Origin of the sequence: Priestia sp. D3YE.R1 (assembly GCF_049199565.1) — a bacterium.
Lineage (GTDB): Bacteria > Bacillota > Bacilli > Bacillales > Bacillaceae_H > Priestia > Priestia aryabhattai.
This window is the reverse complement of sequence record NZ_JBLTHW010000012.1, coordinates 17,259-31,198: the sequence shown is the minus strand read 5'-3', so window position 1 is coordinate 31,198 and position 13,940 is coordinate 17,259. Positions and strand designations below refer to the sequence as shown.

Annotated in this window: 13 protein-coding genes; all 13 read right to left on the bottom strand. The window is 37.3% G+C overall.

Annotation, left to right across the window (positions count from 1 at the left end; genetic code table 11):
• Window positions 1–72: 72 nt before the first annotated feature.
• The gene (locus tag ACOZIR_RS27160) at window positions 73–444 is read right to left on the bottom strand and encodes an FtsB family cell division protein (protein ID WP_045294807.1); all 372 of its coding nucleotides are present in this window, start codon (window positions 442–444) and stop codon (window positions 73–75) included.
• Window positions 445–448: 4 nt separating this feature from the next.
• Window positions 449–1,072, bottom strand: a complete 624-nt coding sequence (yabQ, locus tag ACOZIR_RS27155; RefSeq protein ID WP_045294809.1) for a spore cortex biosynthesis protein YabQ — start codon at window positions 1,070–1,072, stop codon at window positions 449–451.
• The gene (gene yabP / locus ACOZIR_RS27150; RefSeq protein ID WP_013054876.1) at window positions 1,069–1,374 is read right to left on the bottom strand and encodes a sporulation protein YabP; all 306 of its coding nucleotides are present in this window, start codon (window positions 1,372–1,374) and stop codon (window positions 1,069–1,071) included. Before yabP ends, yabQ begins: the two co-directional genes overlap by 4 nt.
• A 99-nt stretch (window positions 1,375–1,473) precedes the next feature.
• Complete coding sequence (locus ACOZIR_RS27145) at window positions 1,474–1,740, bottom strand: RNA-binding S4 domain-containing protein (RefSeq protein ID WP_013054875.1); 267 nt, start codon at window positions 1,738–1,740, stop codon at window positions 1,474–1,476.
• Between the two features lie 20 nt (window positions 1,741–1,760).
• Window positions 1,761–3,221, bottom strand: coding sequence for a nucleoside triphosphate pyrophosphohydrolase (gene mazG / locus ACOZIR_RS27140; RefSeq protein ID WP_421536056.1), 1,461 nt, complete (start codon window positions 3,219–3,221; stop codon window positions 1,761–1,763).
• Between the two features lie 12 nt (window positions 3,222–3,233).
• The gene (locus ACOZIR_RS27135; protein ID WP_328119964.1) at window positions 3,234–4,838 is read right to left on the bottom strand and encodes a polysaccharide biosynthesis protein; all 1,605 of its coding nucleotides are present in this window, start codon (window positions 4,836–4,838) and stop codon (window positions 3,234–3,236) included.
• A gap of 229 nt (window positions 4,839–5,067) precedes the next feature.
• The gene (spoVT, locus tag ACOZIR_RS27130) at window positions 5,068–5,604 is read right to left on the bottom strand and encodes a stage V sporulation protein T (protein ID WP_028412643.1); all 537 of its coding nucleotides are present in this window, start codon (window positions 5,602–5,604) and stop codon (window positions 5,068–5,070) included.
• A gap of 424 nt (window positions 5,605–6,028) precedes the next feature.
• On the bottom strand, window positions 6,029–9,559 hold the full coding sequence (gene mfd, locus ACOZIR_RS27125) for a transcription-repair coupling factor (RefSeq protein WP_045294815.1): 3,531 nt from the start codon (window positions 9,557–9,559) through the stop codon (window positions 6,029–6,031).
• A gap of 69 nt (window positions 9,560–9,628) precedes the next feature.
• Window positions 9,629–9,859, bottom strand: coding sequence for an anti-sigma-F factor Fin family protein (locus ACOZIR_RS27120; RefSeq protein WP_013054869.1), 231 nt, complete (start codon window positions 9,857–9,859; stop codon window positions 9,629–9,631).
• Window positions 9,860–9,918: 59 nt separating this feature from the next.
• Window positions 9,919–10,476, bottom strand: coding sequence for an aminoacyl-tRNA hydrolase (pth, locus tag ACOZIR_RS27115; protein ID WP_052942422.1), 558 nt, complete (start codon window positions 10,474–10,476; stop codon window positions 9,919–9,921).
• Window positions 10,477–10,615: 139 nt separating this feature from the next.
• Complete coding sequence (locus ACOZIR_RS27110) at window positions 10,616–11,245, bottom strand: 50S ribosomal protein L25/general stress protein Ctc (protein ID WP_028412640.1); 630 nt, start codon at window positions 11,243–11,245, stop codon at window positions 10,616–10,618.
• A 186-nt stretch (window positions 11,246–11,431) separates the two neighbouring features.
• A complete protein-coding gene (locus tag ACOZIR_RS27105; protein WP_014462059.1) occupies window positions 11,432–12,385 on the bottom strand; it encodes a ribose-phosphate diphosphokinase in 954 nt (317 codons plus the stop codon).
• An 18-nt stretch (window positions 12,386–12,403) separates the two neighbouring features.
• A complete protein-coding gene (gene glmU / locus ACOZIR_RS27100) occupies window positions 12,404–13,783 on the bottom strand; it encodes a bifunctional UDP-N-acetylglucosamine diphosphorylase/glucosamine-1-phosphate N-acetyltransferase GlmU (protein WP_014462060.1) in 1,380 nt (459 codons plus the stop codon).
• Between the last annotated feature and the right edge of the window lie 157 nt (window positions 13,784–13,940).

Below are 13,940 nucleotides of genomic sequence, written 5' to 3'. Positions count from 1 at the left end.
CTTAAATGATAAAAGAAATCAATTTATTATATTATACAAAAAGCAAAAATACACTGTCAACGAACCATACGTTTAGTCTTTTTTTACATTAAAGATAATTTCCCCGTCTTCTGATAAAAAATAATCTCTGCGGGCAATCTTTTTAATATAATCATCGTCATTTAACTTGACGATTTCACCTTTTAACTGTTTTTGCTTGCTTTGTAATTTTGTCAGCTGCTGTTCTAATTTCACCTTCTCAGCTTTTTTGTTCTCAATAGCTGAGGTTTGCGTAATTAAAGCTGATACCATCAATCCACCAATGATTAAGGCCAACACTCCGAAAACAGTCAAACGCCTAATTAAACCGATACGCTTTCGATCTGTATTTTGTTTAATTTGCTCTTGTTTATGGCTATAATCAGTATTTAACTTCGCGACCTTTTTTTTTCGTATCGCACTCATTGAATTAGTCGTCCCCCTTGTTTTTTAAAGTGTTCACCCATGCAACGACTCTCATTATCATATTCTTTGCACGATTGTAAATTCCTTCTATATACCGAAAACCCATATGTAAAAATCGTTTTACAGGTTTAGGCAACATTCTCCAAAATACGAAAAGAACCCACCTGGCCGGTACGTAAATAAGCTTTAGACAGAATACGAGCAGCTTATGAACAGCTCGGTAGATCCCTAAAGCGACTACAAGTAGAATATGAATAAAGAAGCGGATAGGCTTGACCAAAAAAATATTACTAAGTGTTAAAACACCTCGATATAAACTTAATACGCTCGAGACAGTAAATGTTAATACTTTTAAATACAGTGATTGAAATAAGCTTTGATACGCGGCAAAGCCGCAAAACAAAGCAAGAAACGCATACAAACGCAGTTCTCCTTCATTCACTAAAAACAACACATAAAAAATGAGAAGAGCTTGCACCATCCAAAACAATACGTCATTCACAAATACAAACCATGGGCGTGATTTAGAGCGATTAACAAAGTAACGATAAGTATCGAGAGAAGCACCTAAACCGCTTCCCATCGATACCATCGCAAGCATTGTATAGAGCTGAATGTTTAAACTCATCGAAACAACTTACTAAAGAATCCTTTAGCCTTCTCCGATTGGTTCTCATCTAAGTAAACTATATCAAAGATTTTTCCTTTTATCGATACAATTCCTTGATCAACGTCTAAATTTTTCATTTGCAGATTTTGCCCTCTAACTGACAAGAAACCCATCACTGTTTCAAGTAAAAATTCCTCATTGTCAAAGCTCTCTACCTGCTTCACACCCGTGATATCTAAGAGACGCCGACCCTTCATCACTAAATCATGATTTGGAGTATGGTCTTTGTTTGAATTGCTTGTTTCGTAAAATTGGCTCATATCTTCATCCCCACCTCATTCATTAAGAGCATTCGCTCTTGTTATCTGTTGTTTAAAACATATGAATGAGAAAGGTGATTTAGAACAAGCCTTCATCAGTTATACTTCAGATGAAATACGCTCTTCTTTGACAATTGAGTACAAATTAGCCGCTTCTTCTTTTTTAGCTGCTTCTTGAAGAGCCTCTATTTTAACGGTAATTTTCTTCGTACCAAATGTGATGGCTAATTCATCTCCTACTTTCACATTTGTGCTTGCTTTTGCGACGATACCATTAATCGTAATACGGCCCTTGTCTGATACTTCTTTTGCTAATGTACGGCGCTTAATTAAACGTGATACTTTTAAAAATTTATCTAACCTCATAATTCCCTCACCTTTCTGTTTTACAAACCTGTTTTTTTGGCTTCTTCCCAAAATTCATCTAACTCTTTTAACGAAAAAGATTCAAATGATTTTTCAGAAGCTTTCACTTTTTCTTCAATATATTGAAATCGATTTAAAAATTTTGTATTCGTTTTAGCTAATGCAGCTTCAGAGTCAATTTTATAAAATCTTGCAATATTCACTAAAGTAAATAAAATATCTCCAAATTCATCGCTCATTTTTTCTTTATCAGCATGCTGTACTTCCTCTTGGAATTCAGCAAGTTCTTCCTGTACTTTTTCCCACATAGGTTCAACTTCTGACCAATCGAAACCAACTTTTGCAGCTTGTTTTTGGTACCCGTGCGCTTTCATTAAAGAAGGCATAGCCCCGGGTACAGAAGCTAATAGAGAAGAAGGTTCCTCTCCTTTTTCTTCTTTTTTGATTTCATCCCAATTTTTTAAGACCTCATCTGCATCCTTCACGCTCACTTCCCCAAATACGTGCGGATGGCGTCTTACCATTTTCTCTGAAACACTGCGAATAACATCATCAATTGAAAACATTCCTTCATCTTCACCAATTTGTGCATGAAGCAATACTTGCAGCAGTACATCACCGAGCTCTTCAATCATATTATCGTCATCTTGGCGGTCAATTGCATCTAATAACTCATAAGACTCTTCTAGCAAATAGCGCTTGAGCGATTCATGCGTTTGTTTTTGATCCCAAGGACATCCGTTTGGCCCTCTGAGCGTGGCAATAATCCTTCTGAATGCGTCAAATTGATGGTATAAAATTGTTTCGTCCGCTACTGGAGGGACATAGATAGTTGTTAAGTTATTGAGCGACATTTCTCTATCTAATTCATACAGCTTGACCGGCTGGATTTTTTCTTCACAGCTTCCCGCTGCCGTTACAATGTAAACGAGATAATCATCAGGAACGTGTTCCATCAGCGTTAGCTTTACCTCTGAAGCAACGAACTGATCGTACACTTGAGCAATTAGAACATGACCCGTTAATTCTATTTCGTTTCGCTTTAAATCTGTTCCGTCTAGCAGCTGAAACCCTTCAATAGGATCAATCTTTAATGCCCCAAAAATTGGGTCTAAGAAGCTTTGTCCCCCTTTAATTTCAACAGGAATGCTGCATTCTTTTCCTTTTTGTAAAAGTAATTGAACCGTACGTTCTGCCACTAAAGGGTGCCCGGGAACGGCATACACCACTTCTTCTATTGAAGCTTTATCGATTAAATCATTTGATATATGTTCATATACCTCTTCAAATGCATCATGAGATTCGTATACGTCATCATAGGATACATACGTTAAACCTTCACTTTCTAACTCTTTGATTACAGGATGTTCTTTTGTGCGCATATAAATATGCTTTTCCTGCTGTAGCAAGCGATAGATACCTACAGGTAGCTGCTCTAAATCGCCTGCTCCTAAACCAATAACTGTTACTTTACCTGTCATTGCTTCACCTTCTTATTTATTTTTTAATACATATTTAGCTAAAACACTTCCCATTGGAAGTAAACGTAATTCCTCTTCGGTAAAAATATGTTGTTTCATAATGATAAACAAATAAAACAAACCGCCTATTAAAACACCAGCTCCTGTTTCAACCACTTGTTTGCTTGTATCTAAACCATTAGACCATACAAAGTGATGTAAACAAAATAAATAGCTTTGCAAAAGAACGACCATTGCTATGCCTGTTATAAAAATACCTCCACTCGCCTTTTTCGGAACAAGAGGCACAGCTAGCTTTTTATACAGACAAAATAGATTGATTGCTGCAACAATAGCGAATCCAGCAGAGGAAGCAATGGCTGCTCCTACGGTTTGAAAATCTGGTATTAGCCAAAGATTCAATATCAGTTTAACCGTCATGCCAGCGATGACGGCTATTACAGGTGCGAAAACAGCTCCCATCCCCTGCAGCACAGCTCCAGCAGTTGCTGCTACGGTTGTAAATATAACTAACAAGCTCAAAATTTGTAAAACGTCCGTTCCGTGGGAGTCACCGTATAGAAGCATATTAATGGGTTTCATCAGCGCAATCAAGCCAAAAGCTGCTCCAACTCCGACTACAAGCGATAGACGGAGAGACAGCTGAACTTTTTCAACCACAAATGAAAGGTTCTTTTTCGCAATTGCTGAAGAAATAACGGGTACAAGCGAAAGCGAAAAAGCTGTACCTACTACTGTACCTAATTGAATCAACGGAAGACCGCGGTCGTAAATACCTTTTAAAATTTGTGCTGCTTCTTCAGCCATGCCGTGCGCCGTTAGACTAGAATATAAAGTAAAGGAGTCAATAAGCTGGATAAACAGCAGACCCATACCGCTAACACAAATTAATAAACCTTGAATAACCAGGACTTTTACTATTTTTTTGACGTCTGCTTTCTTTATACGTTGAAACATTCCCTTAGAATTTGTCTTTGTTCTAAAAACAAATAAAAACAAAACAATAAGAGATGTTAGACCGCCTGTTATGGAGCCAAAAATTGCTCCAGCCCCCGTAGTATAAGGACCATACCCATGGTGCACAAAGAAAATAGATAGATACAAAATAGTCCCTACTCGCACAACTTGTTCTGCGATTTGAGACAGCGCTGTAGGAAACATATTATATAATCCTTGATAATAACCACGAATAACAGCAATAAACGGAATAAATAAAAAGGAAAATGAAATAATTTGAATGAGAATCGTTAACTCCCGATCTCCCATCCATTCGGCGATTGTTTCTGCAAAGATATATTCGAACGCAAATATCGTGCAGCCTACTACAAACAAAAAAGCAAACGAAACTTGAAGTATTCCCCGTATTTCCTTTCTCCGATTTGTTGCCGCATAATCAGCTACTAACTTTGAAATAATTACAGGGAAACCATATGTACCTAGCTGTAGCGCAATTCCATATAGCGGATAAACTTGCTGATAGATATAAAACCCTATATCTCCCGCAATATGGTGATATGGAATACGATAAGTGGCACTTAAGATTTTCGTAAATAAACCTGCGAGCGTTAAAATAATAGCGCCGTTAAAAATAGAATAGAGCTTTGATTGTTTCTGCATTCCTACACCTTTCACCTGCAGCTTGTAATGATGTGAACAGCTCTTTTTATTAGCCGCTAACCGCAATAGAATAGAGCTTTGTTCTTATAAAACATCCTGCACTTTCCAATAAATAAAATACCGTACCATTATATCATGTTCTCTTTATTTCTAAGGTAAGACAGCATGAAAAAAGGCAGCAGAAACTGCTACCTTTTCAGTAAATAATGTAAAATAAAGATAATTACGCTTACTGCTCCATTTGACGAGATAAGAAGCTAGCTGCCGTTTCGGCTGCTTTATGCTCTACTTCACCAAGAGACTTCTCTTTTGAGAAAATGACAACGGCTCCAATCGGATCTCCATTTGCAATAATCGGACCGATTGTGTAAGAAGAAATATTTTCTTCGTATCCATCGACAAATTCAAGGTTTTTCCCATCAGTTACTAAAGAAGAACTGCGACTTTCCATAACAGATTCTACTAAAGAACTAATGTTTTTATTTAAGTATTCTTTTTTAGAGCTTCCTGCTACCGCAATAAATACATCGCGGTCACAAATAAGTACAGGATGACCTAAGCTATCGTATAGCGCTTCGCCATACTCTTTTGCAAAATCTCCTAGTTCACTAATTGGCGAATATTTCTTTAAAATAACTTCTCCATCGCGATCGACGAAAATCTCTAGCGGGTCTCCCTCTCGGATGCGAAGTGTTCTTCTAATTTCTTTTGGAATCACAACGCGACCCAAATCATCAATACGACGAACAATACCTGTTGCTTTCATTCATTGAAGCCTCTCTTTCATATGATGATTAAAATAGTTGGTGAATATCACTGATGGCTATATGATAAAAGGTTCACCTTTGTTGAGGTTAGTATTCTTCACTCTACAACTTCTATTCACCAACCATCTCTTTTTTTGTTAAAAAGTGTGCTTTTATTAAAAAAATGTCCAAAAAACCGCCAAAACATGGGGATTTGGATATTTTTATTTTGACTATACAAAAGAGGCTGGGACATAACTAACTAAACCTATCCCGCAGGAGTCTTCGTATTGCCCCCCAATCACCAGCTAGAAGGAGCCATATACATGAAACTTGCGTTCACCATATCAATAAAAAAATCCGAACGAGTTGGATTCTTTACCAAGAACCTCAATTCATCGTTCGGATTTTCCTTTAACTAAAATACTTTTGTCCTTGCCTGCTTTAATTCGTAACTTGTTCTTTTTTAACAGTGGCTACTCCTTTTACTAACTGATACACAATATTGAGCCATTCTTTTTGAGCAAGTCCTTTTACGTTAACCACTAATTTTACTTTCTTGCCTTCCATACCTAAGCTGACCATTCTGCCAAATTGATCACCTAGCATGAATAACTTTTGGCCGTCTATCGTTGAGCTCGCTTCTTCAGAAAGCAGAATAGAAATTTCTTGTTTTGACTGAAGAATAGATTCTACTAAGTTCTGCGTTGCATATACTTTTGTTTCAGCTACTTTAAACAAATACTCAACCTCAGCCGGATACTCTCCAAAACGATCAATCATTTCATCTTGCAATTCTTGAATATCCTCTAGTGCTTCAATTCCTCTAAAGCGCTTATACATCTCAATTTTCAAGCGGCCGTCTGTAATGTACTGATCAGGGATATACGCGTCTAAGTCCAGATTCATTTCCACATTAAATTTCACACTTTCTCCGTCAGACCCGCGTCTTTCCTCTATCGCTTCTTTAAGCATTTGTGAGTAGAGATCGAAACCGACAGAATCGATAAATCCATGCTGCTGAGCACCCAGTAAGTTTCCGGCGCCACGTATTGAAAGATCACGCATAGCAATTTTAAAACCAGAACCTAATTCGGTGAATTCTTTAATAGCTTGCAGACGCTTTTCAGCTACTTCTGTCAGTACTTTGTCTTTATGATACGTAAAGTACGCATATGCCACGCGATTTGAACGACCTACGCGCCCTCTTAATTGATACAGTTGTGATAATCCCATCTTATCAGCATTGTTGACAATGAGCGTATTTACATTTGGAATATCTACTCCTGTTTCGATAATAGTTGTACTAACAATAACGTCATATTCGCCTTCTAAAAAGCTTAAAATAACCGCTTCGAGTTCTGTTTCATTCATTTTTCCGTGAGCATACGTTACCCTAGCATCAGGCACGAGCATCGAAATTTCTTCTGCTTTTCGTTCAATATCTTCTACGCGATTATATAAAAAGTAAACTTGGCCATCACGTGCTAACTCGCGCTCAATCGCTTCACGAACTAGAACCGGATTATACTCCACTACATATGTTTGAACCGGAAAACGATTTTCAGGCGGCGTTTCAATAACAGACAAATCCCTTACGCCCAACATAGACATATGTAATGTTCGTGGAATAGGTGTTGCCGTAAGTGTAAGGACATCAACGTTTGCTTTCATTTGCTTGATTTTTTCCTTGTGCGTTACACCAAAACGCTGCTCTTCATCGATAACTAACAACCCTAAATCTTTATAAATCACGTCTTTAGATAGTAAACGATGTGTACCAATCACTACATCTACGGTCCCGTTTTTTAGCCCTTTAATTGTTTCCTGCTGCTGTTTACGGCTGCGAAAGCGGCTCAATAGCCCAATGTTGATTGGATAGTCTTGAAAACGCTCACGGATGGTTTCATAGTGCTGCTGAGCTAAAATAGTGGTTGGCACTAAAATAGCCACTTGTTTTCCATCTGTCACAGCTTTAAATGCAGCACGAATGGCTACTTCTGTTTTTCCATATCCAACATCTCCACAAAGCAAACGATCCATTGGTCTTTCATGTTCCATATCCTTTTTAATTTCTTGTACAGAACGAAGCTGATCTTCGGTTTCTTGATAAGGGAAAGCTGTTTCAAATTCTCTTTGTAAATCGCCATCCGGGGAAAATGCATAACCTTTACTTGCTTCACGCTCTGCATACAGTTTAATTAAGTCATCAGCGATGTCTTGAACAGAAGACTCAACTTTTCGTTTCACTTTTTTCCAGTCATTTCCACCAAGTTTATATACTTTTGGCTCTTTCCCTTCAGAGCCTACATATTTTTGTACTTGATCAATCTGTTCAACAGGAACGTACAGCTTGTCAGAGCCTTCATATTTGATATGGATATAATCTTTATGATTACCGTTAATCTCTAACGTTTCCATTCCTAAATAACGGCCAATACCGTGGTTCACGTGAACGACATAGTCACCTACGTTTAACTCTGAATAGCTTTTAATACGTTCTGCATTGGAAAGCTTTTGACGACGCTTTGATTTCTTTACCCGTTTTTTAAACAATTCTTCCTCGGTTAAAACAGCTAATTTTTGCATCGGCAGTTCAAAGCCCATTTGTAAATCGCCTTCAATAATTTGAACAAGACCTGGCACAAGCTGACCATTTCCATCTAAAATAGATGAATCAATATCATAATCTGCTAGCACACCTTCAAGTTTTTTCACGCGCTCTTTATCTGCTCCTAAGAGGACTACCGTATAATTAGCATTTTTCCAACGTTCAATTTCACTTTTTAATAAGTTCATTTGGCCGTAAAACTGCTGCATCTGCTTACATGAAATATTAATAATATTTTGCGGACTCGTATACGATACGTGCTTCAAAAATAACGATAAGTATAAAAACTGATGTTTTGCTCGCTGAATAAGAGATGGGAGCTTATGAGATAATTGAACGTCTCGAACAATTTGCCCCTGTCCTAATAATTCAGTTATCCATTCAGCTTCCTCTGTTTCAAGCTGATCAGACGTTTCTTGAATTCGAGTGGTTTCATCAAAGATGACAAGGCCGCCTTCTGGTAAATAATCTAGTAAACTAGCAGGCGATTCGTAGAAGAATGATAAATACTTGAACATATTTTCAAGAAGCTGACCTTGACGCAGCTGTTCGATTTCACCTTTAATATTTTCTGTTAAGGTAGCTTTTAGCGCTGCGTTTTTTACTTGTTGCAGCGTCGAAGCCAGCTGTGCTTCTAGTTCTTCAATTCCTTGGGCCACTTCATTTTGGTTCACAATGATTTCCGTAGCAGGACCGATTGAAATTTCTTTTAACTGCTCTTGAGAGCGTTGATCCTCGATTGTAAAAGTACGAATGGAATCAATCTCCGTATCAAATAGTTCAATTCGGACAGGTAGCTCTTCTGTTAACGGATAGATGTCAATGATTCCTCCGCGCACACTAAACTCACCCGGAGCTGAAACCATCGATGCCCGCTCATAGCCCAACTCAACTAACCTTTTTAAATAATGATCAACGTCGATGTCAATTCCCATTTGAAACGGCAGCTGCGTTTGCTCCCATCTTGCTTTAGGAGGTAGCAGCTTTCGAATCCCTGCAAGCGGCGTTACAACTACTCCACCTGTATGTTGACTCCAATAATTGAGTACTTCAATTCGCTGAGCCTTTAATTCTGGACTTGCAATCCCCACTTCTGTAGCAACTAAATCGTTAACAGGGTATAAGAAAACGTCTTTTTCCGGTAAAAGGTGTAAAAGGTCTTCATACACTTTTTGGGCTTGATATAAATTATGAGTCACTACTAATAAGGGGTATTTTTTATCCTCATTTAAGAGTGCCATTAATACAGATCGAGCTGAACCGGAAATTCCCGTTACTAACTGTTCTTTCAAACCTTCTTCTAAACTGCTGACAACAGCTCCAATTTCTTTATTTTCTTCAAATTGCTGTCTAATCCCTCGCAAAGGAATTCCCTCCTCCCATGATATGTCTAAACTAAACAGAAAAACGCTTTGGTTTGAGACCAAAGCTTTTTATTGTATAAATGTTTCGTACTGATGATAGTCTGGATTTCGTTCTAGCGCTTCTTGACAGTCTTCACAAATAATTTTAACCACGATGTCTCCACTATTATGGTAGTGAATAAAGTCTTTTCGTTCATCTGCGGTCAGGTGATTAAAACCGAGTGCTTCTGTATTGTGAGCTGTCTTTTCTATCATACCGACTTTTGCGCCACAATGTCTACAGAAATAATGAATAGACATACAAATCCTCCCAAATCTTTTAGTGTTAGTATGGACGATTGAGAGAAATTTTATTCCGCTTAATTATAGCGATTCATTACTTCTAAGAACGTTTTACCTAAAAAGTCTTCACTCGCGTGCACAGACGTTTTCATCGCTTCTTCCATATGAACCATTTCATCTTCTGTAAAGCGTCCTAGTACATAGTCAACTACTTTCATACCGTTTTTCGGACGATCAATTCCAATACGAATTCGGTTAAACTCTTGGGTTTTTAAATGCTGAATAATTGATTTTATTCCATTATGGCCGCCTGGACTTCCTTTTGTACGCAATCTTACTTTTCCGCACGGTAAATCTAAGTCATCGTAAATAACAAGCAAGTCTTCGACGTCTATATCAAAATAGTCCATTAACGGGCGAATACTTTCTCCTGATAAATTCATATATGTTAGAGGCTTTAATAATATGACTTTTTCTCCTCTTATTATACCTGTTCCATATATTCCGTTAAACTTTGTTTTATCTAATGAAATCATAAACTGTTCGGCAATTTTATCAATTGCCATAAATCCTATGTTATGGCGAGTACGGTCATATTCTTTTCCAGGATTTCCTAAACCAACGATTAATTTCAAAATAGATACTCCTTTCCACTCTATGTAAGTTGTACATAATAGGTAAATGTCTTTAATGTTTTACATTACTATATAGTATCACTTTTATTATAATCAATTCACACAAAAAGACGTAACCTTTTGGTTACGTCTTTTTATATTATTCTTCGCTATCTTTTTCTTTTGTTGCTTCAACATCGCCTTCAGCATCCTGAACTTCGCCGCTGTCCGGCTCTTCTTCCTGTTGAGGAGGTAGTACAGAAGCAACTGTATCTTCTGCATCATGCGTAATTTCTAGCTTTTTATCTACCTTAATATCCCCTACTGTAATTGTATCGTTAATTCCCAAATCTGATACATCTACATCAATAGATGATGGGATATCTTGCGGCAAGCCTTTTAATGAAATTTCATATAGAGACTGCTGTAATACGCCGCCTTCTTTTGTTCCTTTTGCTTCTCCCACTAGAGATAAAGAAACTTCAGTATCAATTTCTTTCTTCATGTCGACCACTTGGAAATCGGCGTGGACAATTTCGTTTTTTAATGGATCGGTTTGAATATCATGTAACATTACGGAATATTTTTGCTTGTCCACTTGTAATGTTAACACTCCATTGCGTCCTGCTTCACGAATAGTCTTAATAAAATCAGCACTGTTTAAGTAAATAGGTGTGGATTCTGTTTTATTTCCGTAAACAACCGCTGGGAAGTTTCCTTCGTCGCGAATTTTTCTATTTGTAGAATTTTTAAAATCCGTTCTTTTATTTGCTTGAATTGAAATACTCATTTTATTCACCTTCCAGTATGTTTTCTACTTAAAATGTACCCTTTTTAGAAGGCTGCTAAACATAAAACTCGTTTCAATCAGCAATATATCTTTGCTCACCCCGTCCAAATCCCTTTAAAATCAGGGATTAGCACATTTAATTTTTTTCAAAAAAACCTCTTTCCATTTGGAAAGAGGTTCTGTTTATCAATCAAATAACGTACTAACTGATTGCTCTTCGTGAACACGAATAATCGCTTCACCAATTAACGGAGCTACTGAAAGTTCTGTTACTTTACCAATTTTCTTATCTTCTGTTAAAGCAATAGAGTTTGTTACAGCTAGCTCTTTGATTGTAGAGTTTTGAATACGCTCAATCGCAGGGCCTGAAAGAACCGGGTGTGTACAACAAGCATATACTTCTTTTGCACCTGCTTCAATTAATGCACTTGCACCAATTGTAATTGTACCAGCTGTATCAATCATGTCATCAATCAAGATTGCTGTTTTTCCTTCCACTTGTCCAACAATGTTCATAACTTCTGCTACGTTTGGACGTGGGCGACGTTTGTCAATGATAGCGATCGGCGCTTTTAGACGTTCCGCTAAACGGCGAGCACGCGTTACGCCACCGTGGTCCGGAGATACAACAACAACGTCATCAAGGTTTTTACTCTTGAAGTATTCACCTAAAATTGGCACACCTACTAAATGGTCAATTGGAATATCGAAGAAACCTTGAATTTGAGGAGCATGTAAATCTAATGTGATAATACGAGTAGCTCCCGCTTTTTCAATGATATTTGCTGCTAATTTGGCAGTGATTGGTTCACGTGCACGAGCTTTACGATCCTGACGAGCATAGCCATAGTAAGGCATAACGATGTTAATTGTTTTAGCTGATGCACGTTTTAATGCATCAATCATAATTAATAATTCCATTAAGTGTTCGTTAACTGGAGCACTTGTTGATTGAATGATAAATACATCACAACCACGGATACTTTCTTCAATGTTAATTTGAATTTCACCGTCACTGAAACGATCAACCGAACATTTACCTAATTCCACACCAATTACTTTTGCGATCTCTTCAGCTAAAGCCTTGTTTGAATTTAGCGTAAATAACTTTAAATTTTCATCAGCATATACATTTGACATTTTATTGTGAAACCTCCGTCAGGATTTTTTATTAATATCAAGCTTTTCAGCATAGTTTTCTTTATTTACTTGTTTTGCACGAGCAATTGATAATGCTTTTCCCGGCACATCATCCGTTACGGTTGAACCAGCTGCAACATAGGCGCCTTCGCCAATTGTTACAGGTGCAATTAAGTTTGAGTTACATCCTACGAATGCCCCATCTTCAATCTTTGTTAAAAATTTATTTTTCCCATCGTAGTTAACTGTAATAGATCCGCACCCTAAGTTTACACCTTTTCCGACCTCTGCGTCTCCAATATAACTTAAATGAGAAGCTTTGCTACCTTTGCCAAAAGATGCTTTTTTAATTTCTACAAAGTTTCCTACGCGCACTTCATCTCCAATTAATGATTGAGGACGAATATGTGCAAATGGGCCAATTGTGACTTCGTGACCAATTTCACTATCGTGAGCAACAGAATGGCGAATAGAAGTATTATTACCTATTTTGCAGTCTTTAATTTCACTGTTAGGTCCTACTTCACAATTCTCTCCAATTACAACTGTTCCTTGAATAACCGTACCAGGATAAATAACCGTATCTCTGCCAATGACAGCATCTGCTGAAATGTACGTGTTAGAAGGATCCACAATCGTCACTCCATTTAACATATGCTGCTTGTTGATGCGCTTTTTCATTGTTTCTTCTGCTTGTGACAGAGCAAATCGATCATTAACGCCCAATGTTTCAGCAAAATCGGATGTTTGATATGCAGAAATAATTTGACCTTCATTTTTTAGAATTTCGATAACATCAGGTAAATAGTACTCTCCCTGAACATTATCATTTGAAACTTTTGAAAGTGTCTCAAATAATTTCTCATTATCAAAACAATACGTACCAGTATTAATTTCCTGTACAAGACGCTCTTGTTCTGTGGCATCTTTATGCTCAACAATCTTTTCAACAGAGCCTTGTTCATTTCGAATGATGCGTCCATATCCTGTTGGATCTTCTGCATGAGCCGTTAAAATAGTTGCCATTGCATTTGTTGCTTCATGATGCTTTAATAAAGATTCAATTGTTTCAGCTGTAATAAGCGGAGTATCTCCACATACAACAATTGTCGTACCTTTTTCATGTGCAAGTAAAGATTCTGCTTGCATTACTGCATGAGCTGTTCCTAACTGCTCTTCTTGTAAAGCAAATAAGCTTTTATCTCCAACATGTGATTTCACTTTTTCGGCACCGTGACCTACAACTGTAATTAAATTTGTTAAATCTAAGCGTGATAACTGATCAATTACGTGTTGCACCATCGGTTTGCCACACACAGGGTGTAACACTTTATATAAAGATGACTTCATACGTGTACCCTGACCAGCTGCCAATATGACTGCATATCTTTTTGACATAACAGGCCTCCAATTTTACCTTTTTATCCATTAAGAATATTATATCAAAAATGACAGCATTTCAAGGAATCATTTATAAGTCATGAATTTTATTTTTTGGTAATGCTAAAGTTTTACAAAGGTGTGAAATTATATAAGTGGTAATCAAAAAGAAAAG

Coding starts and splice junctions, on each gene's coding strand:
- ACOZIR_RS27160 (WP_045294807.1), bottom strand. CDS start 444: ATGAGTGCGATACGAAAAAAAAAGGTCGCGAAGTTAAATACTGATTAT.
- yabQ (WP_045294809.1), bottom strand. CDS start 1,072: ATGAGTTTAAACATTCAGCTCTATACAATGCTTGCGATGGTATCGATG.
- yabP (WP_013054876.1), bottom strand. CDS start 1,374: ATGAGCCAATTTTACGAAACAAGCAATTCAAACAAAGACCATACTCCA.
- ACOZIR_RS27145 (WP_013054875.1), bottom strand. CDS start 1,740: ATGAGGTTAGATAAATTTTTAAAAGTATCACGTTTAATTAAGCGCCGT.
- mazG (WP_421536056.1), bottom strand. CDS start 3,221: ATGACAGGTAAAGTAACAGTTATTGGTTTAGGAGCAGGCGATTTAGAG.
- ACOZIR_RS27135 (WP_328119964.1), bottom strand. CDS start 4,838: ATGCAGAAACAATCAAAGCTCTATTCTATTTTTAACGGCGCTATTATT.
- spoVT (WP_028412643.1), bottom strand. CDS start 5,604: ATGAAAGCAACAGGTATTGTTCGTCGTATTGATGATTTGGGTCGCGTT.
- ACOZIR_RS27120 (WP_013054869.1), bottom strand. CDS start 9,859: ATGTCTATTCATTATTTCTGTAGACATTGTGGCGCAAAAGTCGGTATG.
- ACOZIR_RS27110 (WP_028412640.1), bottom strand. CDS start 11,245: ATGAGTATTTCAATTCAAGCAAATAAAAGAACGGATTTTAAAAATTCT.
- ACOZIR_RS27105 (WP_014462059.1), bottom strand. CDS start 12,385: ATGTCAAATGTATATGCTGATGAAAATTTAAAGTTATTTACGCTAAAT.
- glmU (WP_014462060.1), bottom strand. CDS start 13,783: ATGTCAAAAAGATATGCAGTCATATTGGCAGCTGGTCAGGGTACACGT.